Genomic DNA, 21,278 nt, shown 5'->3' with positions numbered 1-21,278 from the left:
ATCGGGAGAAACTCTGTGAAACCCATGCAATTTAAAATAATTGACCTGAAACGCACCTGGGACGGCTATTGCAAGATCGATGTCTATCGCCTGCAACATGACCGATTTGACGGCAGCCAAAGCAATATTCTCGAGCGCGAAATTCTCGAACGTGGTCACGCCGTGTCCGTCCTGCCCTATGATCCGGTGCGCGACGAAGTCGTCCTGATTGAACAGTTCCGACCTGGCACCATATCAGTACAGGCCAGCAATCCGGATATGCCCGTTTGGCTGACGGAAATCGTCGCTGGCATCATCGAAGACGGTGAAACGGCCGAAGACGTTGCCCGCCGCGAAACGCATGAAGAAGCCGGATGCAACATCATCGGGACGCCGGAACTGATATCGCACTATTACGTAACGCCGGGCTGTTCGAGTGAAACCGTCACCCTGTATTACGGACAGGTCGACACCACCAATGTCGGCGGATTGCACGGTGTCGCCGAGGAAGGCGAAGACATTCGGGTCTTTACCGTCTCGGCGGAAGAATGCTTTGCGATGTTGCAGAATGGACAACTCTGCAATGCAATGACGACCATCGCGGTCCAGTGGCTGATGCTCAACCGTGATCGACTTCGGCAGAATTCAGGGGTTTGAACAGTTCACCGCAATTGATGGGAAAAGCGATAATCACACAAATTTTACGTGTTATTTTTTTAAACTGCCTTGACTTTTGTGTGCAAAAAGACCAATCAACTATCAAACACATTTGAAATCACCATGTTTGGAGTCTGTCATGGACATTCGCAATGGCACCATCGAAGCCATTGGCCGCACCCCGCTTGTGAAGCTTAAAAAGGTTTCCGAGCTGACGGGCTGCACCATTCTTGGCAAGGCGGAATACGCAAACCCGGGCGGGTCGGTCAAGGACCGTGCTGCCCTTGCCATCATTCGCGATGCCGAGGCGCGCGGCCTTCTGAAACCGGGCGGCGTTATCGTCGAAGGTACGGCTGGCAATACCGGCATTGGTCTTGCCACCGTGGGCAATGCGCTGGGCTATCGCACCGTGATCGTCATCCCCGAAACGCAAAGCCAGGAAAAGAAAGACCTTCTGCGTCTTCTGGGGGCTGATCTGCGCGAAGTACCTGCCGTCCCCTATCGTGATCAGAACAACTATGTGCATGTCTCCCGCCGTCTGGCCGAAGAACTTGCACAGTCCGAACCAAATGGCGCGATCTGGGCCAACCAGTTCGACAACGTTGCCAACCGTCAGGGTCACATCGACACCACCGCCCCGGAAATCTGGGACCAAACCGATGGTAAGGTTGATGGCTTTATCTGTGCGGTCGGCACCGGCGGCACGCTGGCTGGTGTTTCCATGGGCCTTAAGGAGCGCAACAAAAACATCCAGATCGGTCTTGCCGATCCGATGGGTGCGGCGCTTTACAGCCACTACAAGTTCGGCGAACTGAAATCCGAAGGCAGTTCGATCTCCGAGGGCATCGGTCAGGGTCGTATCACCGCCAACCTTGAAGGCATCGAAATCGATCACCCGTTCCAGATCTCGGACGAGGAAATGCTACCGATCGTCTTTGACTTGCTTAAGGAAGAAGGCCTGTGCATGGGTGGCTCGACCGGGATCAACGTTGCTGGTGCGGTGCGCCTTGCCCGTGAACTTGGCCCGGGCAAAACCATCGTCACCATTCTCTGTGACCTTGGCACCCGCTATCAGAGCAAGCTCTGGAACCCCGCCTTCCTTAAGGAAAAAGGCCTGCCGAGCCCTGATTGGCTCTAAGCCCGGCCCAAATCCGTTCCAAAAGATTAAACCCCCGTCCAATGTGGCGGGGGTTTTGTTTTGATCAGGCCGTTCGAGCGACCTGCATTTCTGATTGGCGGGCCGCCTGTGCCGCGCGCGCCCAAAGGTAAAGCCCGCACAAAAGCCCGCAAAGCAACAGCGAACCGGCGAAGCCCGCCACCGCGTTCCAGCCGCCCTGATCCCAGAACCAGCCACCGACCGATCCCATGATGCTTGAACCCAGATAATAGGCCAGCAGGTAAAGCGACGATGCGTGGCCCTTGGCCGTTTCGGCGAGCCGCCCGACCCAGCCACTGGCAATCGAATGGGCGACAAAAAACCCGCTGGTCAGGATGACGATCCCGCCAATAATCACCGAAAGACTGTCTGCCACCGTCAAGCCGACCCCAACGGCGGCCAGCATCAAGCCCGCGACCAGCACCGGACCACGGCCGATCTTGTCAGACAGTGCACCGGCAACTGATGAGGTCACCGAGCCACACAGATAGACAACAAAGATCAGACCGATCTGGCTCTGACTAAGGCTATAGGGCGCATCCGAAAGCCTGAACCCGACATAGTTGAACACGGTGACGAAACAGCCCATGGCAAAGGCACCAATCAGGAACACGAACGGCAAGCCGGCATGTTTCAGATGCCCGCCCCAGGCGCGCACGTGATAGCCCACCTGAAAGCCCGGACGGCGCACGAAATTGCGTGATGCCGGCAACAGGATGGCAAATCCAAGGGCCGCGACAAGACCAAGCGCCCCCATCGCACCAAGGGCAACATGCCAGCCAAACAGATCGGTCAGGAAGCCAATCACAACACGGCCACTCAGGCCACCGATTGCCGTGCCGCTGATATAAATCCCCATCGCCATGCCAAGGCCCTTGGGATCGATTTCCTCAGCCAGATAAGCCATGGCAACAGCAGGAACCCCGCCCAGCATCAGCCCTTCAAGCGCGCGCACGACAAGAAACGCATGCCAGTCCGACAGAAACGGTGCAATCAGGTTCAGAACCGATGCCACACAAATGGAAATCAGCATCAATTGCTTGCGCCCGACGGCCTCGGACACCGCCCCGGCCAATAAAATGGCGAAGGCGAGAAAGCCGGTCGTCAGTGACAGCGCAAGCGAGCTTTCCGCAGGCCCGACCATGAAATGCCCGGCGAGCTCCGGCAAAAGCGGTTGCACACAGTAAATCAGCGAAAAGGTAGCGTAGCCTGCCAGAAACAGTGCAATGCTGATACGGCGAAACGCACCCGATCCCGGCATGATCCCCACTGGATCATCGGTTTCGGCGACGTTGGTGGACGCGAGCGGGCTGAGCGAACGCATATCATGCGACGCATCAGATATCGCCGTATCAGCGGCACTTTCAGAAACTGCGGAATGTGCTTCCTGGGCATTTTCCCGAGAAACAGCCATTTGCGACCTCATTTGGAGCAAATCAAAAGGTGACGCTTATGATTGCACTCTCGACCTCATCCGTCCAATATATGGAAGTGTCTTTTGTGATATGTTTTGGATATATCAAAATGGAACTGCGCCATATCCGCTACTTCCTTGCCGTCGCCCGCGAAGGCAACTTTACCCGTGCGGCTGCGCGCATTGGCATAGGGCAACCGCCACTTAGTCAGCAAATCCGCGACCTGGAACATGAAATCGGAACCGCCCTTTTCCACCGGTTGCCGCATGGGGCCGAACTGACCGAAGCCGGAACGGCATTTCTTGAGGTCGTAGCCCAATTCCCTGATCTCGCAGAGCGCGCCATTCGCGCCGCCCAACGGGCCGGGCGCGGCGAAGTCGGATCCATCCGGGTTGGGTTTACCGCATCTGCCGCCTTCAGCCCCTCTGTCCCGAGGGTATTTCGTGACTTCCGGCGCAGTTACCCCGGCGTTGAAATGACGCTGGAAGAAGCCAACTCGGCCCAGCTGGTCGCTGGCCTTAATGATGAACGCCTTGATGCGGTCTTTCTGCGTCAGGATGCGATTGCCGGTGATGGCATTCGCCTGCATGTGATTTCAAGCGAACCGATGGTGCTCGTCCTGCCGTCCGGACATCCGGCTGCGCAGCGAGAAAAGGTTGCCCTTTCCGAGCTTTGTGACGAGGCCCTGATCCTGACCCCGCGCGCTGTCGGCCCGACCCATTACGACAAGGTCGTCACAGCCTGTCGTGACGCCGGATTTGAACCCCAAATGGGTCAGATCGCCCCGCAGCTGGGATCGGTGATCAATTTCGTCGCCGCCGAACTTGGTTTTTCACTGGTTCCCAAACCAATGACGCAGTTGCAAGCCAAGGGCGTTGCCTATCGCGAGATCGAAGGCGAAGTCCCGATTGCACAGCTCTCGCTTGCCTATCGCAGCAATGACATCTCGACCGCACTGCGTAATTTCGTCAGCCGCACTCTGAGCGCCCACCAAGGCTGACCCGGCCAACCAATCTGCCTTCGGGGCTGGCATGGGGGAAATTTCACGCTAGATTAATGCCAACCGTGAAATCAGGCGCGCCGCAAAAAACCAATTCTGCGATTCCCGCGCCAAACCGAAAGTCTGGCTATGCTACGATATTCCCTTCTTGATCTTTGCCCGGTGAATGCGGGTGAACATCCCTCTGACGCGCTGCGCAATACACTGGCGCTTGCGCAACATGCCGAAAAGCTTGGCTACCATCGCTACTGGCTGGCCGAACATCACAATATGCCCGGCATCGCGAGTGCCGCGACGTCTGTCGTGATGGCGCATGTGGCGGCGGGCACCAAAACCATACGGGTCGGTTCGGGCGGTGTGATGCTACCCAACCATGCGCCGCTTGTGATCGCCGAACAGTTCGGCACCCTTGATGCGCTTCATCCCGGCCGTATTGATCTGGGCATCGGCCGTGCGCCGGGTACGGACCAACGCACCGCCGCCGCCCTTCGCCGCGATATGCATGGTTCCGAAGAACGTTTTATTCAGGATGTCTTGCAGGTTCAGGCATTCCTTGCCCCGCTTGAAGGCAACCCGCCGATCCGTGCCGTCCCGGGTTATGGATCACAGGTTCCGATGTGGCTCCTTGGCAGCAGCCTGTTTTCTGCTGATCTGGCGGCACGCCTTGGCCTGCCCTTCGCCTTTGCCTCGCACTTTGCACCCGACATGCTGATGGATGCGCTCACCCTTTATCGCAACCGGTTCGAGCCAAGCGAACAGCTTGATAAACCCTATGCGATTGCCGCCATGGGCTTCTTTGCAGCTGATACCGACGAGGAAGGTGAATATTTGGCAACCTCGATGCAGCAGCAGTTCCTTAATCTGCGGCGCGGAACACCCGGACAGTTGCCCAAACCGGTCAAGGACATGAACGAGGTCTGGAACCGCGTTGAAAAGGCCGGCGTCGATCACGCCATGCGCTACGCCGCCATCGGGGGCCGTGACACGGTGCGCAAGAAACTGCGTGAGTTTGCCTATATGACCAGCGCCGATGAAATCATGGTGACTGCCAACATCTATGATCAGACCGCACGTCTGAAATCCTTTGAAATTGCCGCTGATCTGTTTGGGGAAATTAACGAAAAGTCTGACAATAAAGACTGCGCCTAAAGGCCGACAGACCATACGCTTTTCGCAAATGCCGGGCTCCATGAGAGTCCGGCATTTGCATTTCATCATACGAAATACCAGAACACACCACTTGCGCTTGCATCATTGGTCGGACAATATGCGCCTCCCGTTGAATCCATCAACGATAGCCCCATGTTTCAAAAGGTTATGGTGCGCCCTTCATGACCGACTTCCTGCTGGCAGCCCTGCCAATCGCGACCATTCTGTTTCTAATGATCAAGGCCAACTGGGGTGCTGCGCGCGCCGGTGCCGCCGCATGGTTTGTGACGGTCATCCTTGCCGTCTTCTTCTTTGGCGCACCGACCGACATGCTGATCATCGCCCAGGCCAAGGGCGTGATGCTGGCCCTTTATATCCTGTATATCGTCTGGGCAGCCCTGATCCTTTATTTCGCGGCCGAAGAAGCTGGCGCGATCAAGACCATCGGGCGCGCCATTCGATCGCTGACCGATGATCGCCCGCTACAACTCCTGATATTGGGCTACGTCTTTGCCAGCTTCCTGCAGGGCGTTGCAGGCTTTGGCGTTCCGATTGCCGTTGTTGCACCGCTTTTACTGGGCATGGGCTTTTCGCCCGTGCTGGCCGTTGCCGCACCGATGATTGGCCATAGCTGGTCGGTGCTGTTTGGCAATATGGCGACCTCGTTCGAAGCGCTGATTGGTGTGACCGGCATTCCGGGCACGGAACTGACCCATTATTCCGCGATCCTTCTGGGCTTGTCGGGCTTTATGTGTGGTGCTGCTGTGCTGTGGCTGGATGGCGGGTTCCGCACCATTCGCCGCCGCATTGTGCCGCTGGTCCTGATTTCCGGTGTGATGGGTGTCGTGCAGTATTTCATGGCCAATTACGGTGTGTGGACGCTGGGTGGCCTGACCGCCGGTATTGCCGGACTGGTTACCTCGATCATCGTGACACGGTTCTGGAAGCCTCATCCCGATGATGTCGCCGAACAGGTTGCCGATGATCATCACCACATGCCTTTGATCGAGGCGCTGACACCCTATCTGGTCTTCATCGTTCTGGTGACTCTCGCGACCTTTGTCCCGGCCGTTGAAATGCTTCTGGGCACGGCCCGCTTCACGCTTGATTTCCCGGAAACCGCCACAGCAGCCGGTTGGGTGATCGAAGCCGAAAGTGCCAAGGCCATCGCCATCTTTGGCCATCCGGGTGCGCTGTTGCTCTATACCGCTGCCATCAGCTTTACCTTCTTCAAGCTCCGCCGCCATTACGATAACGGGATTGGCAAACGCATCTGGCAACGCACGCTTAAAAGCGGCCTTCCGACCAGTATTGGCATGGTGCCGGTGATCGGCCTTGCCATCATCATGGATCACGCGGGCATGACCTATGCCCTGGCCGAAGGCGGTGCAGCGATCTTCTCAGGCGCCTTTGCCGTCGCCTATCCGGTGATCTCGCCCGCCATTGGCGCACTGGGTGCCTTCATGACCGGCAGCACCAACAATTCCAACGTCGTCTTTGGCATGTTCCAGCGCCACACAGCCGAACTTTCCGGTCTATCGACCGCCCTTGTTCTTGCCGCACAGGCAACGGGCGCATCGCTTGGCAGTATGCTGGCCCCGTCAAAAATCCTGGTGGGTTGTTCGACAGTGGGTCTGTCGGGCAAGGAAGGACCGGTCTTGTCGGTCGTTCTTAAAACCGGTGTCATCCTGACCGCTCTTTGCGGCTTCATGGCGCTAGGCATTCTTTTGATCACGACGATGAACGGGGGCGCATAATATGAAACAGAAACTGTTCAATCCGGTCTTTCTCGTCCTGACCTCGATCATTCTGCCGATCGCGGCCTTTGAAGCACTGGTGACAGACAACATTGCCGCAAGCGACATCCTGTTCGCCCTGTTCTGCGCGATCATGGCGCTGATCGTCGCGCGCAAATAAAAGGCCCGCCGACCAAACGGACGACGGGCACTTTTCAAAACTTGCCAAAAACCTTACGGGCGGAGCGCTGCCAGCTTGACGCCAAAGGCAATGAACACCGCCCCTGTAGTTGCCTTGAGCGCGCGCTGGAAACGGCCACTGCCGGCAAAACGCGTGAGACGCGCCAGCAACATGATCATGGCGGCAAACCACACGGCATTGATCGCCGCATGCAGGCAGACCAGCATGAAGGCCGACGTCACCGCCCCCTCACCCACGGGGATGAATTGCGGGAAGGCTGCCAGATAAAAGATCGAAACCTTCGGGTTAAGGGCGTTGGTCAAGAACCCCTCACCATAGGCCTTGATGAGCGTGCGCTTGCGCTTTGCCGGTGAAACCTCGGCAACGGTTTTCACCCCACGCCATGCATCACGCAGCGCCTTGAACCCGACCCAGCACAAATAGGTCGCACCAAGGAACTTCACGATCATAAATGCCTGTGCCGATTGCACCAGAATCACCGAAATACCAAGGATCGACAATGTTCCGTGCAGGTAAAAGGCACTGACGAACCCGGCGACATTGGCCATCCCGGCCGCGCGCCCGGATGTCGGGACGGTTTTTGCGACCAGCACGCCATTGGGTCCCGGCGACATGACAAGCAGTGACGCAACCAGCGCAAAACTCAAAACCTGTGACCAATCCATGGGGCGATCCTTTGCAAATGATCAAACGGTGCGCATTGACAGATGACGTTTCGCACCTTGTCTTGACTATATCCCGGCTCGATCAACCAGCAAGAAAATCATTGTGACCATACATTTTCCCTGCCCGATCCGGTCAGCCTGCCGGGACCAGGAAAATGATAACTTCTGGGAAAATGATAAAGAATAGAAGTGGCCGCCAGGATCAGGCGGCACTACGGTCGTTTCAATAAAAATCAACATGGCAAAAGCCATGCAACGGCGGGGCACGAAACTCCCCACGAGCAAAATCTTCTGATGTCTTGGCAATGTGCCTGCACCCGCAGGCGCAATGTGAGCCCTGCTGACTAGGTTAAACATGCACGTTACCCGATCCATCCGCTCCATCGCCCTTTGCGCCCCCTTTCTGCTAGCTGCAACAGTTGCCCATGCCGCCGCAGAACCATCCGGCCCAAAATGGGGACCGCATATTGATCTGGAAGGCAAAGGCGGGACGGACCGTAACATTGGCGAGACGGACCTGTTCATTCCGCTTTGGCAGGATGAGGACACACTGACCTTCACCAGCCTTCGCGCCCGGATGGATGACAATAACAGCCACGAAGGGAACTTCGGTCTTGGCATCCGTCAGATGCTTGATTCGGGATGGAACATTGGCGGCTACGGGTATTTTGACCGCCGCCACAGCCCCTATGGCAACAAATTCAACCAATTGACCTTCGGCGCAGAGGCCCTGTCGCTTGATTGGGATTTTCGCGCCAATGCCTATGTCCCCATCGGCACCACACAATACTTCGAGGACAGCCTCAGTACTGTCGATGTGAGCGGCACCACCTTGATGTATAGTCAGGGCGAAGAACGTGCCCTGCGAGGTTTTGACGGGGAAATTGGCTGGCGCATTCCGTTATTTAAGGCTGATGCTGGACAGCAACTCCGTGCCTATGCGGGTGGTTATCGCTTTACGGAAGACGGTGTTGATACGGTACAGGGTCCGCGTGGGCGACTGGACCTGACCTTTGATGAAGTTCCTTTTTTATGGGAAGGATCGCGCTTCTCGCTCGGGGCTGAAATTCAGCATGACAGTCCACGCGGCACGCAGGGTTTTGCCAGCTTCCGCCTTCGTATCCCCTTACAAGGTTTTGGCGATGCCCCGAAACCACGCCTGACAGCGATGGAACGACGCATGACCGATCCGATCATCCGCGACATTGATGTGGTCAGTCAGGCCGGACAGTTCTCGGAAGCAAGCGCAATCACCCAAACAGCGGACGGCGAAACGATCACGCTTTTAAACAGCAATTCAACGTCGGCGGGCGATTTTGCCACCGCCATTGCCAATGCAGGTGCCAATTCCACCGTTGTGCTGAGCGGGAACTACACAAATGTCAGTTCCATCACCAATGTTCAGGATGGGCAAACAATTGTCGGCGGAGGTGCACTCGACATCAAAACACCGACAGGGCGTCCGGTTACGGTCACCATCCCAGATTCCTCAATCTCGGGCCCGGGTGACAGCGGCGGTGGTAGTGGCGCCGGCCGCTTCTTTGACATGGCCGATAACAGCAGCCTGATTGGTGTGACGGCAAACCTTACCCGGTCATCAAGCACAACCATCGTGAGAATCGCCGGCAAGAACAATGTCACAATTCGCGACAACAAACTGACAACAACCGTCAGCGGGTCAACTGCATCCACTTTTGATATCGAAGACGGTCAAAATATTACAATTGAAAATAATGACATATCCATAATTGCCAATGGCAGCACTTCTCATTTCCTGGCGATCCGTGGCACCAACTCAAACATCAGAGTCAACGACAACAAGATTTACACAACAGGGACGGCCGCCACCAAACGTTACATTTTGCTTGCTGGAAGCGTAAATATATCCAACCTGTCTGGTACAGGTAATACGTCCAACATCACCACGTGTTACATTGGTGGCAGCCTTGGCACCGTTACAGGAACAATCACGACAAACGGCACCAATTGCCCCTGAGCTGATACTTCACAAATTTATGCCATCGCCTTTAACTTGAACGTTCTTCTTTTGTTCCTTATCATGTCTACATGAAGAACAACATCGCACAGACGTCCGATCCAACCCCTACCGCCATTTTTGATGATGGGTGGTCAAACGCGGGATGTGAGCCGAACATCTTGCCCGCCCGCGGACAAAAGGGGCGCGGGGCCGTGTCCAATGTTGATGGCCGGTTTGAAAGACATATCCATCAGGCGGTTGATGATGGCTGGGCCACCCACCTGCTTGAAGAACAGGAACCGCCGCGCATCAAAACCACCCTTGGCATAGATGGCGCGCGATCTGTCATCACCCGTAATCAAAGCCCCGATGTGCCGTTTGACCGGTCGATCAACCCCTATCGCGGGTGTGAGCATGGCTGTGTCTATTGCTTTGCCCGCCCGACACATGCCTATCTGGGCCTGTCCCCGGGGCTTGATTTTGAGACCAGGCTTTTCTGGAAACCGGAAGCCGCCCAGCTTTTGCGCAAGCAACTCTCATCCAAGGCCTACCAACCCGCCCCGATCGTGATTGGCACAAGTACGGATCCCTATCAGCCAGTTGACCGTAAAAAGAACCTGACGCGCTCCATCATCGAAGTCCTGTCTGACTGCCAGCATCCCTTTTCGCTGATTACCAAAAGCGCACTGGTTACCCGCGACATTGACCTGATCGCGCCGATGGCCGCCCGAAATCGAGCATCGGTTGCCGTTTCAGTCACAAGCCTTGATCACCGGCTGTCAAACCTTCTTGAACCGCGCGCCTCTGCGCCGCATCGAAGGCTTGAGGCGATCCGGAAGCTTTCAGATGCCGGCATCCCAGTCACCGTGCTGTGCGCGCCGATCATCCCGGGCCTCAATGACATGGAAATCGAAAAGATCGTCGCCGCCTGCAAGGAAGCCGGGGCGCAATCGATTGCCCATATCGTGCTCCGCCTACCGCTTGAAATCGCGGATCTGTTCGAAGAATGGCTTGATGCCCATTACCCGGACCGCAAGGCCAAGGTGATGTCGCTAATCCGCCAGATGCGCGATGGTCAAACCTATCAATCGGAATTTGGCACCCGCATGCGCGGCACCGGCCCGATTGCCGATCTGATCGCCAAACGTTTTGAAACTGCGCGCAAAAAGCATGATCTGGTCAACAGATCACTTAACCTTGATTGCAGCGGTTTCAAACGCCCCTGCGCGAACGGGCAAATGTCGCTGTTTTAACACCACCAGCAACATCGCCCCTCGCCTGCACTCGATATGGCATGCTGATCAATCCGCACGCCGGATCAGCATTGTGCTTTTCGCGCCAACCGTCAGGCGCAGCACTTCGCCATCATCAAAGGCGTAGCTCAGGATATGATGATCCGGATCGGTTATCGGCCTGCCTTCGATCCTGACAGCTCCGCTTGCGACAAGCTCGCCTGCGGCCAGACTGGTATCGGCAAAACCCGCCATCAGAATAAGCGGCACCACCCCAATCCCGTCTTTCAGGGCATTGGGCGTGAAATCAAGTGTCGGCATGCGATCGGCAATAGAAATATGGGTCATTTTCCGGTTTCCTTGTTGGTGAAGCCACCTCGGGCAAACCGGTTCATGGAAAAAACAAAGGCCGCCCTGGGGCAGCCGGTCTTGGTTTATTTTACAAACATCAACAGGCGCCGCGCTATGTGCACGACGTAAAATAGGCGTTCTGATGTGTAACAATGTTTTCCATGCTTTTATGCATATGGCGCTTTTTTGGTTTGGTCAAGCCGCTTATTTAGAGCACCTCCCAGCAAAGAAAACACCCGCCAGAAAACCGGCGGGTGCGACGAAAGCTTGATTGATAAGCTGGTTAGCGGAACTTTTAGCTCACCACGCGATAACGTGCGTGGGCTGCCGGTTCGCTAATGATGGCCGGATCAATCATGGCGTTGATTGCTTCCTGTGCCTCGCTGGCAGCAACACCTTCGCGGTCTTTGGCAGTCACATTGCCATCTTCGGAAAGCGCCCTTGCGCGTGCGTTTTCAAAGAAGCGCAGACCGCGTTTTTCCATGACATACAGGGTTTCACCACCCCATTCTCCGGTCCAGACAAGCCCCGAAAGGCCTTCCATTTCGCGTTCAATGCGGGTCGGTGAAATCGGCATGCCAAGGCAGGTGGTCAAAAGGAAGGAAAGCTCGGCCGCGGTAACACCATCTTCGCAGCATTCCTCGGCCAGAACTGACATCACGGCCATGGTCACAACCCGAAGCGAAACCTTGTCGGTCTCAAGCCCCGGGAAACGATTCTGCTGAAGTTCAACAATGTCATTGGCGATACGATCAACATCCCCACGGATGACATAACGCCCGCGCCATACCCGGCAGCTGCTTCTGACTTCCCACTCGCTCATGATTTTGGTCCCACCCGTTTTTGTTTGTCCCTGCAAAAAAGATACAACAATCATACATTTCGTCAATATCTTTTTCGACTTTTTGTATTATTTTCTACACTCTTGACGGAACCACTGGAAGCCATCGCCGGCAACGGTATATCCGTCCTCGTTTTCGACCTCTTCCAGGTAACCCCGCAGCACCGCTGCATGGAAATCGCGACTGAAATTTCGCGGCATCCGCAGATGATCTTGACGGCGCAGCAATCGGCGCACGTCCCCACGTGTGACGAAACTTCTGCCATCACGATATTGCAGCCAGATCGCAGCAAGCAAAATCGTCTCGGCAAAGCCACGCGGCTGCAAGCGCGCCACGAGATCGCCAAAGCTTCCGACAAATCCGGTGATAAACATGCCGGGATCAATGGCACCCGAAACTGCCAGGTCACCGCCATATCCCGATACTGGTTGCCCCGCACCTACTGCGGTTCCCCCACCCGCAGCATCGCGAGCATAATCATCACTCAAACGCCCAGCACTGTCAGATACAGTCGCGCCAGACTCTGCACGTTGCACGCTGCGCCCGTCATCAGAAGCGCTCTGCACATTCCCTTGCGCCCGCACTGCTGGTCCTGCCGATACAGGCCCCGCCATCATGCCCGCTCCAGACGGCGCCTGCCCGAAGAGAGCCGCCATCACCACAGGTAAACGCGCCGGCGGGATCGCACATTCGAGATCCACCGGCCCGAAGTCCCCTTCACCGGAAAGTTTGACATGAATAACGGCTGGCACGGCTGCTGTACTCCTGAATTACACGGCACCGATACCATACACTTCGTATATATTTCAACATAAATCTAATATTTATGTATAATTTTATACATTCCACGGTTGAGCACCCCAGCAACTTTGTGCTCGACAACGCCTTTGCACCCACCGCACCATGAACCAACAAACCGGCCCTGCGCATCTACCTGCCCCGCCAAGGACCTGCGCGCTGGCCGGAGAAATCAAGAACGCCACCACACGGGAAGGAAGAGAGAAACATGACACGTCTTTTGTTTCGCGAAGACGCCTATGCACAGAATTGCACCGCCACCGTCACCAGCATTTCAGATCGCGGCATCGAGCTTGATCAAACCGTGTTTTATGCCACAGCAGGCGGACAGTCCGGCGATATCGGAACCCTGACCCTTGCCGATGGCACGGCATTACCTGTCGCAACCACAGTCAAGGATCGCGAAACCGGACGCATCCTGCATATCATTGCCGATGATCACCCCCTGCCCGCGGTTGGTGATGCCATCACAGCCGAGCTTGACTGGGACAACCGTCACAAGCTGATGCGCTTTCACACCTGCCTGCATCTACTATGTGCCGTGATCGAGGGGGATGTGACCGGCGGCAATATAGCCGCCCACAAGGCACGCCTTGATTTCAACCTGCCGGAAGCAGCACTTGATAAGGACGAAATCACCGAAAAGCTCAATGAGCTGATCGCACGCGATGCCGATGTGTATGATGGTGAAATCACGGTGGCCGAACTTAAAGCCAATCCGGAACTGGTGCGCACCATGTCCGTGCAGCCACCGATGGATGGCAACGCGATCCGCACTGTCACCATCGAAGGCATTGATTTCCAACCATGTGGCGGCACCCATGTCCGCAAAACCGGTGAAATCGGCAAGGTCACAGTATCGAAGATCGAAAAGAAAGGCCGTCAGAACCGCCGCATCAACGTCGTCTTTGCAGACTGACGTGCATTATATCTGACAACCGGCAGATGGCGCGCAAACCCAACAGCGCGCTGTGACTGCCGGTTGCCAGCGGACGGCAGGACCGTTACAAATTTAGACTGAAACTCAGGACCAATTTAAAATGATCCCGGAGCCAACCGGAATCACACCATTGCCAATCGGAGCTTGTCCATGACCAACCCACTTTCCGACGCCCTTGTTTCCACCCAATGGCTTGCGGATCACCTTGATGCACCGGACGTGCGCGTCGTCGATGCCAGCTGGTATATGCCAGCCGAAAACAAGAATGCCCGCGACTTCTATGACGCAGAACATATTCCGGGCGCGGTTTTCTTTGATATTGATGATATCGCCGCCGACGATAGCGCCCCGCTGCCGCACATGATGCCTGATGCGATCAAGTTTTCCGCCAAGGTCCGCAAGCTCGGCCTTGGTGACGGTGTCCGTGTCGTGGTCTATGGCCAACAGGGCTCCGCCCTTGCCGCGTGCCGCGCATGGTGGATGCTGCGTCATTTTGGTCATCATGACGTTGTTGTGCTTGATGGCGGTTTGCCGAAATGGCTGGCCGAAGGACGCCCGGTGACCGATGCCCCGACCCCGCCGCGCGAACGCCACTTCACCGCACGCGCCAACAGCTTCCTGCTGCGTGAATTTGATCAGGTTCTCTCGAACGTCAAAACCAAACGCGAACAGCTGGTCGATGCCCGCGCGGGCGAACGGTTCCGCGGCGAGGTCGATGATCCCTGGGGCAAATCCGGCCACGTTCCCGGCTCCTATAACCTGCCCTTTACCGAGCTTCTGAACACTGATGGCACCTTCAAATCAGCAACCGAAATCAAGGCCGCATTTGACAAGGCGGGCGTAGACCTCGGCAAACCGGTGGTCGCAAGCTGCGGCTCTGGCGTGACCGCGTGCGTTCTGGCAATGGGCGCCTACATTTCGGGCTATAAACAGGTCGCAGTTTATGACGGCTCCTGGGCCCAGTGGGCCACAACCGAAGACAGCCCGGTCGATACCGGCCCGGCATAAGACCGATCTGATCCCTTCAGACATTTAAGATGAGAAACCCGATGCCCGCCCCATCCCCCTTTGGTCTGGAACTGGCCAATAATACCGCCGACGCGGCGGGCATCGAACTTGAACAGCTCAAAACCCCTACAGCCGAAGACATCGCCGCCATCACCCGGCTTTGGATCGCAACCGGCCTGATCCCGGCCATCCGCGATGCCCGTCAGGATATCGAAAACTGCATTTCGGCCGACAATGGCAGCCTGATCGTTGCCCGCATGCCAAATGATCAACAGATCTTCGCCACCATGATGACCGGCCATGACACTGTTTTTGGCTGGATACACTACCTTGCAATTGCCGAACACGCCCAAGGATCGGGCATTGGCAGTGAGCTGGTGGCACTGGCCGAGGATATCCTGCGCCTTTCCGGGCTGGGTGAGATCCGGGTTACCATTGAAAGTGCCGCAGCGGATGATTTTTACACCAAACTCGGCTATGACTTTATCGGAAGCGTCACCGATCAGGATCAACCTGATTCGCCCCAAAACAAAATAATGCGCAAGAGTTTAGTCCAATGACCCCATCCAATCCGCGCAAGCTGGAAGTTGTTGTCAGCTTCCTTGAAATGCAAAGCCCGCCCGATCGCGTTCCAGCCATCGTCCCGCCGGGCAAGGTCGCGATTATCCGTGCTGAAAACCCGACCCTGTCATTTTATCGCTACCTTTATAATACGGTTGGCGAACCGTGGCTGTGGTGGCTGCGCCGCCTCATGAGCGACGAGGAACTGGCACCGATCCTGGCCAAGCCCGAAACGCATGTTTATGTGCTGTATGTCGCGGGTGTACCGGCCGGCTTCGCCGAGCTTGATCTGACGGATTTTGAATCTGATAACGTCATTGATCTGCATTATATGGGCCTGATGCCGGAATTCATCGGCAAGGGCTTTGGCAAATACCTGCTTGATTGGGCGATTGATACCGCCTGGAGCTTCAAGCCCGCCCGCCTGACGGTCAATACCTGCACACTTGATCATCCAAGTGCACTTGGGGCTTATCAAAAGGCAGGTTTTGCGATATACGACCAGCGAACCGATATTGTGGACGATCCGCGTGATACCGGGCTGATCCCGCACATTGATCATCATGTTGATCATGATGGCCATCCTGCTGGTGATGCGCCCAAACGTGAAAGTGACAGTGAAAATGCAAATAATGCAGATTCCGACACTTTGATCGTTGACTTTCCCGACCGCGCACGGTAACAAGCGCGCCTGAGTTTACCCAAGCCAGAGGATGATGACCCATGGCAGTGCCAAAGAAAAAAGTGACCAAGTCCCGTCAGGGCATGCGTCGCTCGCATGACAAGCTCGCCAAGGGCTCGTACCGCGAAGACAAAGAGACCGGCGAACTGCATCGCCCGCACCACATTGACCCGAACACCGGTATGTACCGTGGTCGTCAGGTGGTCGAGCCGAAGATGTAATTCCGTACCGGAGAGCTTTTTGCTCTTTGGCGGTTTGCGACGCTATATATTTCCACGCCAGTCCAATCGGGCTGGCGTCTGGTTTAAAAAGGGATGAAACCGTCTGGTTTCATCCCTTTTTATTTGCCCCTACTCAAACCCGTCGGCACCGGTCCCGCAGACAATTACGCCGACCCGCCCCGGGGCCGCATCGCCCAGACGATCGTTCATCACTGCTGCAATACCGGCCGCTGCTGACAGTTCGACCGAAAGACCAAACTCTTTCCAAAGCCACCTTGCGGCCTTTTGCATTTCCTCGTCACTGACAAGGGCAATGCGATCAACGTTTCTTGAAATCAGATCGACATTAAGTGCTGATGACTGACGCGGTGCCAGACTGGTCGCGGCTGTATTGACACTTGACAGTGTCACGACCTCGTTGGCCTTAAGGCTTTCAAACAGGGTTGCCGCCCCGGTCGGCTCAACACCGATCACCCGGATCGAGGGACGCAATAGGCGGGCGGCTGTCGCCACACCGGAAATCAATCCACCGCCACCGATTGCGACCACCAGCGTATCAAGGTCAGGTTGCTGCTCCAGAAGCTCCAGCGCAATCGTGCCCTGCCCTGCGATCACCTTGGGATCGGCAAAGGGATGGATATAGGCCATGCCGCTTTCACGCGCGTGCTCCATCGCCGCACGGTTGGCGTCATCCCAGACAGCCCCGATCAAGGCAACATCAACACCTTGATCGCGCAGTTTCTTGACCTTGGGCTTTGGCGTATTGGTCGGCAGGAAGATTTTCACAGGAACAGCAAGGGTGCGTGCCGCATGGATCACGCCCATGCCGTGATTGCCACCCGATGCGGTGCAAAGCCCGGCTGCTCGTTGCTCGGGATCAAGCGCCAGTGCAGCATTCATAGCACCACGTGCCTTGAAGGATCCGCTGACCTGCATGTTTTCAAGTTTAAGAAACATTTCGGGGATGCGATCGCGTGCAGCAAAACCCGTTGTGTCACCAAAATTGCTGGCTTCAAACACCGGGGTCAGGCGCACATGGTCTGATATCGCCTTGCGCGCGGCACGAAAATCCTGAAGTTCAATCACGAGGCCCCCTTTACAATTCTTTTGTCATTCTTTGCGGTTATTGCCCGTAAGAAATAACCCGATAACCGGGTTTAACAATGGCTTTGTCGCAAAAAGCCTTGAATGCCCGCCGCCAAGGTGGTTTGTCTTTGAAGCACAAGACGTCGCGCCCAAGGAGTACCGCCAGACATGTCATCGCAAAGCCCCAAACATACCGCAACCAAATTGGTCCATGCTGGCCGCCGTTCCAGCCAGTATCACGGTGTGGTCAACCCGCCGGTCCTGCATGCCTCGACCATCCTGTTTGACAGCCTGGCAGAACTTGAAAAGGCTGGTGCATCGGCACCGGGCAAAGTTACCTATGGCCGCCACGGTACGCCCACGCGCTTTCTGCTTGAAGAAGCTGTTGCGGAACTTGAAGGCGGTTATGGCACGCTTTGCGTATCGTCTGGCGTTTCGGCCATCACCAATGCGATCCTGGCTTTTGTAAAGCCTGGCGATCATATCCTGATCACCGATAGCACCTATTTCCCGACTCGCAACTTGTGCAATACCTTCCTTAAGAAGTTCGGGGTCGAGACGGAATACTATGATCCGGCGATTGGCAGCGACATTGCAGGCCTTATTCGCGACAACACCGCCCTTGTCTGGTGCGAAAGCCCGGGCTCGCTGACCTTTGAGATGCAGGATATCCCGGCCATCGCCAAGGCGGCGCATGCGCGCGATGTTAAAGTCCTGCTGGATAACACATGGGCCTCACCGATCCTGTGCCGCCCGTTTGAACTCGGTGTTGATGTCTCGGTTCAGGCCGGCACCAAATACATTGTCGGCCATTCCGACGTCATGCTGGGCACCATCACCACCGCGACCGAGGAAGACCTTCTGACCATTAAAAAGCAGGTCCTGATTTCAGGTGACGCGGTTGGGCCTGATGATTGCTACCTTGCCCAGCGTGGCCTGCGCACCCTTGCCGTGCGCCTTAAACAGCATCACGAAAGCGGCCTTAAGGTTGCGAAATGGCTGCAAACCCGACCGGAAGTCAAACGCGTCCTGCATCCGGGTCTTCCCGATGATCCGGGCCATGCTATCTGGAAACGCGATTTCTCGGGCGCATGCGGCCTGTTTTCCTTTGTCATGGAACCGGTCGAGAAAGCCCAACTCGCCAATATGGTCGATCACATGGAACTCTTTGGCATGGGCTTTAGCTGGGGCGGCTTTGAAAGCCTGATCCTGCCGTCTGATCCAACCAAAATCCGTACTGCCACCAAATGGGACGAAGACGGCCAACTGATCCGCCTGCATATCGGCCTTGAAGACGCAGACGATCTGATCGCCGATCTGGAAGCCGGATTTGAGCGCCTGAAAACGGCCTAAAAACAGCCATCATCAAAATGAAAAACGGCGCGGAAATTCCGCGCCGTTTTGCTTTGTCACCATCGACAAGATCCGCTTTACGAAACAAGCTTCCGCATAACCGGCGCAAATCCTGCCGACAGGATAAAGATCGCAGCTGCCGAAATCACAATACTCGGCCCGGCCGGGGTATCGACATGCCATGACAGGGCAATGCCTGCCAGAACGGCAGCTGCACCAAACATCCCCGCCCCAATCGCCATTTGTTCCGGCGTCCGGGCAAAAAAGCGTGCGCTCGCGGCCGGCACGATCAAAAGAGCTGTGATCAGAAGAACACCGACAATCTTGATCGCCATGCCGATCACAAGCGCCATCAACAGCATGAAGATCAAACGCAACCGTTCGACCGGAATGCTCTCAGCCGCAGCAATTTCCGGGCTGACCGTGAGTGCCAGCAACGGGCGCCACATCCATGTCAGGATCCCAAGCGCAAACGCCCCACCAACACCCAGAAGCCAGATATCCGCCGCATTGACCGCCAGAATATCGCCAAACAGATAGGCCATGAGGTCAATCGCCACACCCTGCACAAAGGCAAGGGCCACCATACCAAGTGCCAGCGTGGAATGGGCCAGCATGCCCAGCACGGTGTCATTGCCAATCCGTGATTGCCGCTGACCAAAGGCCAAAATAAGCGCCGCTGCCAGACAGGTCGCGATCATGCCAATCCGCACATCCACCCCGATCAGAAGACCAAGCGCGACCCCCAAAAGGGCCGTGTGGGCGAGCATATCGCCAAAGAACGCCATGCGCCGCCAGACGATGAAAGCCCCAAATGGGCCACAAACGACGGCCAGCAAAACACCGCCCAAAACGGCACGAAACAGGAAATCATCCATCATTGGTGTGTCCCTGCCCCTTCTTTGACGGTTGTGCCGTGATCATGTGCGTGGTGATGATGGTCGTGCGAATGATCGTGCGTATGATCATGGCCGCATCCGCCGACAACATGCCCCGACAGATCATGTTCATGATCGTGTTCGTGGTGATAAATGCCAATCGCATCGGCCTCACGCACCCCAAACAGCGACCGGTATTCCGGATGCTGGCGCACGGTTTCGGGCTGCCCGTGGCAGCAGACATGACGGTTGAAACATACCACCTGATCGGTCTTGGCCATCACCAGATGCAGATCATGCGAAATCATCAGAACCGCACAATCAAGCTCGCGGCGGATGTCATCAATCAGGCGATAAAGCTCCGCCTGACCGGACACATCAACCCCTTGCGTCGGCTCATCAAGCACCAGAAGGTTCGGGCGCAGCAAAAGGGTACGCGCCAGCATCACACGCTGCGTCTCGCCGCCCGAAAGCTGGCTCATCTGCGCATCGATCACATGCCCCGCCCCGACCTGGCCCAGAACGCCTTCGCATTCAGTCCGGCTGGCAGAGCGGGTCAATGTCAGAAACCGCTTCACGGTCATCGGCAGAACCTGATCGATAGCAAGCTTCTGCGGCACATAGCCGATTGTAAGCCCGCGTTTGCGCACGACCTCGCCACTATCGGGCTTCTGCAAGCCCAGAAGCGTTTTGACCAATGTGGATTTGCCCGCCCCGTTCGGCCCGATCAGGGTGATGATCTCGCCCGGATGAATGGCAAGCGATACCTGATCAAGGACGCGCTCATTGCCAAAGGACAGGATCAGGTCACGGCCTTCAATGAGTGGCGCAGTCATGGCACAGCCCCTTGATCTCGACCGTGGTCGCCTGAATGGTAAAGCCGACACTGCGCGCGGCCTTGCGCACCGCGTTGCTCATATCCTCGTTCACCGCCTCGGCCACGCGGCCACAATCAGTACAGATGAAATACTGCCCCAGATGTTCGCAATCGGGCCGGTCACAGCCGAAATAGGCATTAAGCGACTCAATGCGGTGCACCAGTCCAAGCTCGGTCAAAAATTCCAGCGCACGATAGACCGTGGGCGGCTGCACACGTTGCCCTTCGGCCGTCAGCGCATCGAGCAGCTCATAAGCCGTCACCGCCTTGTGCGATTGCCAGATCAGGGTAAAGACCTTCCGGCGCATATCGGTAAAGCGGGCATTTTCGCTGTCACAGACTTTCTCTGCCTGCGCAAGTGCGCTATGCACACATCTGTCGTGATCGTGGCCCTTTTTCGGGAAAAGATCGCTCATAGCTGAATATCTCGTAACGACGGCCACCTGATTTCGGCAGCTGAGGCTGCAGCGATTTCAAAAAGCCGTGGCATCTGATGAAATGTTATAATATAT

23 protein-coding genes are annotated in these 21,278 nt (G+C 56.2%); 14 read left to right on the top strand and 9 right to left on the bottom strand.

The features are described from left to right. Nucleotides 1-24 precede the first annotated feature (24 nt). Both CMO10_RS11390 and CMO10_RS11385 read left to right on the top strand, forming a co-directional pair. Entirely contained in the window at nt 25-636 is a 612-nt protein-coding gene (locus CMO10_RS11390; protein WP_297022081.1) for an NUDIX domain-containing protein, read from the top strand. 139 nt (nt 637-775) lie between these two features. Further along, a complete protein-coding gene (locus CMO10_RS11385) occupies nt 776-1,774 on the top strand; it encodes a cysteine synthase A (protein WP_297022079.1) in 999 nt (332 codons plus the stop codon). Nucleotides 1,775-1,838: 64 nt separating this feature from the next. Here CMO10_RS11385 and CMO10_RS11380 read toward each other — a convergent pair whose 3' ends face one another. Continuing rightward, nucleotides 1,839-3,206 (bottom strand): MFS transporter, encoded by a 1,368-nt coding sequence (locus tag CMO10_RS11380; RefSeq protein WP_297022076.1) that lies wholly within the window; start codon nt 3,204-3,206, stop codon nt 1,839-1,841. A 110-nt stretch (nt 3,207-3,316) separates the two neighbouring features. On the opposite strand from CMO10_RS11380, the gene CMO10_RS11375 reads away from it, so the two are divergent. The 4 genes from CMO10_RS11375 (at nt 3,317) to CMO10_RS11360 (ending at nt 7,273) form a co-directional block, all read left to right on the top strand. Then, nucleotides 3,317-4,207, top strand: coding sequence for a LysR family transcriptional regulator (locus tag CMO10_RS11375; RefSeq protein WP_297022074.1), 891 nt, complete (start codon nt 3,317-3,319; stop codon nt 4,205-4,207). A gap of 129 nt (nt 4,208-4,336) precedes the next feature. Next, a complete protein-coding gene (locus tag CMO10_RS11370; protein ID WP_297022071.1) occupies nt 4,337-5,356 on the top strand; it encodes an LLM class flavin-dependent oxidoreductase in 1,020 nt (339 codons plus the stop codon). Between the two features lie 182 nt (nt 5,357-5,538). Continuing rightward, nucleotides 5,539-7,113 carry an L-lactate permease gene (locus tag CMO10_RS11365; protein WP_297022068.1) on the top strand — a complete coding sequence of 525 codons (1,575 nt, stop codon included), beginning with the start codon at nt 5,539-5,541 and terminating at the stop codon, nt 7,111-7,113. Between the two features lies 1 nt (nt 7,114). Beyond that, nucleotides 7,115-7,273, top strand: a complete 159-nt coding sequence (locus CMO10_RS11360) for a hypothetical protein (protein WP_161794619.1) — start codon at nt 7,115-7,117, stop codon at nt 7,271-7,273. Between the two features lie 53 nt (nt 7,274-7,326). Here CMO10_RS11360 and CMO10_RS11355 read toward each other — a convergent pair whose 3' ends face one another. Next, nucleotides 7,327-7,959: a LysE family translocator gene (locus CMO10_RS11355; RefSeq protein ID WP_297022062.1), complete on the bottom strand. Its 633-nt coding sequence runs from the start codon at nt 7,957-7,959 to the stop codon at nt 7,327-7,329. A 355-nt stretch (nt 7,960-8,314) separates the two neighbouring features. Between CMO10_RS11355 and CMO10_RS11350 the strand changes: the two genes are divergently transcribed. Both CMO10_RS11350 and CMO10_RS11345 read left to right on the top strand, forming a co-directional pair. Beyond that, entirely contained in the window at nt 8,315-9,955 is a 1,641-nt protein-coding gene (locus CMO10_RS11350) for an inverse autotransporter beta domain-containing protein (protein WP_297022060.1), read from the top strand. Between the two features lie 71 nt (nt 9,956-10,026). Further along, a complete protein-coding gene (locus CMO10_RS11345) occupies nt 10,027-11,190 on the top strand; it encodes a PA0069 family radical SAM protein (protein ID WP_297022057.1) in 1,164 nt (387 codons plus the stop codon). A gap of 48 nt (nt 11,191-11,238) precedes the next feature. On the opposite strand, the gene CMO10_RS11340 is transcribed toward CMO10_RS11345, so the two are convergent. The 3 genes from CMO10_RS11340 to CMO10_RS11330 form a co-directional block, all read right to left on the bottom strand. After that, nucleotides 11,239-11,517 (bottom strand): tyrosine--tRNA ligase, encoded by a 279-nt coding sequence (locus CMO10_RS11340; protein WP_297022054.1) that lies wholly within the window; start codon nt 11,515-11,517, stop codon nt 11,239-11,241. A gap of 298 nt (nt 11,518-11,815) precedes the next feature. Then, nucleotides 11,816-12,343: a hypothetical protein gene (locus tag CMO10_RS11335; protein ID WP_297022051.1), complete on the bottom strand. Its 528-nt coding sequence runs from the start codon at nt 12,341-12,343 to the stop codon at nt 11,816-11,818. A gap of 87 nt (nt 12,344-12,430) precedes the next feature. Next, nucleotides 12,431-13,114 carry a hypothetical protein gene (locus CMO10_RS11330; RefSeq protein ID WP_297022049.1) on the bottom strand — a complete coding sequence of 228 codons (684 nt, stop codon included), beginning with the start codon at nt 13,112-13,114 and terminating at the stop codon, nt 12,431-12,433. 254 nt (nt 13,115-13,368) lie between these two features. Here CMO10_RS11330 and CMO10_RS11325 point away from each other — a divergent pair, with 254 nt between their 5' ends. The 5 genes from CMO10_RS11325 (at nt 13,369) to rpmF (ending at nt 16,572) form a co-directional block, all read left to right on the top strand. Beyond that, nucleotides 13,369-14,079 (top strand): alanyl-tRNA editing protein, encoded by a 711-nt coding sequence (locus tag CMO10_RS11325; RefSeq protein ID WP_297022045.1) that lies wholly within the window; start codon nt 13,369-13,371, stop codon nt 14,077-14,079. 171 nt (nt 14,080-14,250) lie between these two features. Continuing rightward, a complete protein-coding gene (sseA, locus tag CMO10_RS11320; protein ID WP_297022042.1) occupies nt 14,251-15,108 on the top strand; it encodes a 3-mercaptopyruvate sulfurtransferase in 858 nt (285 codons plus the stop codon). Between the two features lie 41 nt (nt 15,109-15,149). Continuing rightward, the gene (locus CMO10_RS11315) at nt 15,150-15,668 is read left to right on the top strand and encodes a GNAT family N-acetyltransferase (protein ID WP_297022038.1); all 519 of its coding nucleotides are present in this window, start codon (nt 15,150-15,152) and stop codon (nt 15,666-15,668) included. Then, nucleotides 15,665-16,351 carry a GNAT family N-acetyltransferase gene (locus CMO10_RS11310; RefSeq protein WP_297022035.1) on the top strand — a complete coding sequence of 229 codons (687 nt, stop codon included), beginning with the start codon at nt 15,665-15,667 and terminating at the stop codon, nt 16,349-16,351. Before CMO10_RS11315 ends, CMO10_RS11310 begins: the two co-directional genes overlap by 4 nt. 41 nt (nt 16,352-16,392) lie before the next feature. Continuing rightward, nucleotides 16,393-16,572, top strand: coding sequence for a 50S ribosomal protein L32 (rpmF, locus tag CMO10_RS11305; protein ID WP_007090029.1), 180 nt, complete (start codon nt 16,393-16,395; stop codon nt 16,570-16,572). A gap of 129 nt (nt 16,573-16,701) precedes the next feature. Here the strand turns inward: rpmF and CMO10_RS11300 are convergent, their stop codons facing one another. Then, nucleotides 16,702-17,658, bottom strand: a complete 957-nt coding sequence (locus CMO10_RS11300) for a threonine ammonia-lyase (protein WP_297022033.1) — start codon at nt 17,656-17,658, stop codon at nt 16,702-16,704. Nucleotides 17,659-17,826: 168 nt separating this feature from the next. Between CMO10_RS11300 and metC the strand changes: the two genes are divergently transcribed. Further along, nucleotides 17,827-19,011 (top strand): cystathionine beta-lyase, encoded by a 1,185-nt coding sequence (metC, locus tag CMO10_RS11295; RefSeq protein ID WP_297022031.1) that lies wholly within the window; start codon nt 17,827-17,829, stop codon nt 19,009-19,011. Between the two features lie 77 nt (nt 19,012-19,088). Here metC and CMO10_RS11290 read toward each other — a convergent pair whose 3' ends face one another. The 3 genes from CMO10_RS11290 to CMO10_RS11280 are packed head-to-tail and all read right to left on the bottom strand — an operon-like array spanning nt 19,089 to nt 21,182. Next, entirely contained in the window at nt 19,089-19,892 is an 804-nt protein-coding gene (locus tag CMO10_RS11290; RefSeq protein WP_297022028.1) for a metal ABC transporter permease, read from the bottom strand. Next, a complete protein-coding gene (znuC, locus tag CMO10_RS11285; RefSeq protein WP_297022025.1) occupies nt 19,889-20,725 on the bottom strand; it encodes a zinc ABC transporter ATP-binding protein ZnuC in 837 nt (278 codons plus the stop codon). The genes CMO10_RS11290 and znuC overlap by 4 nt, the downstream gene beginning before the upstream one ends. After that, a complete protein-coding gene (locus CMO10_RS11280; RefSeq protein WP_008890884.1) occupies nt 20,706-21,182 on the bottom strand; it encodes a Fur family transcriptional regulator in 477 nt (158 codons plus the stop codon). Before CMO10_RS11280 ends, znuC begins: the two co-directional genes overlap by 20 nt. Between the last annotated feature and the right edge of the window lie 96 nt (nt 21,183-21,278).

This window comes from Thalassospira sp., from assembly GCF_002709775.1.
Classification (GTDB): Bacteria; Pseudomonadota; Alphaproteobacteria; order Rhodospirillales; family Thalassospiraceae; genus Thalassospira.
This window is presented reverse-complemented; position numbering and strand designations above follow the sequence as displayed.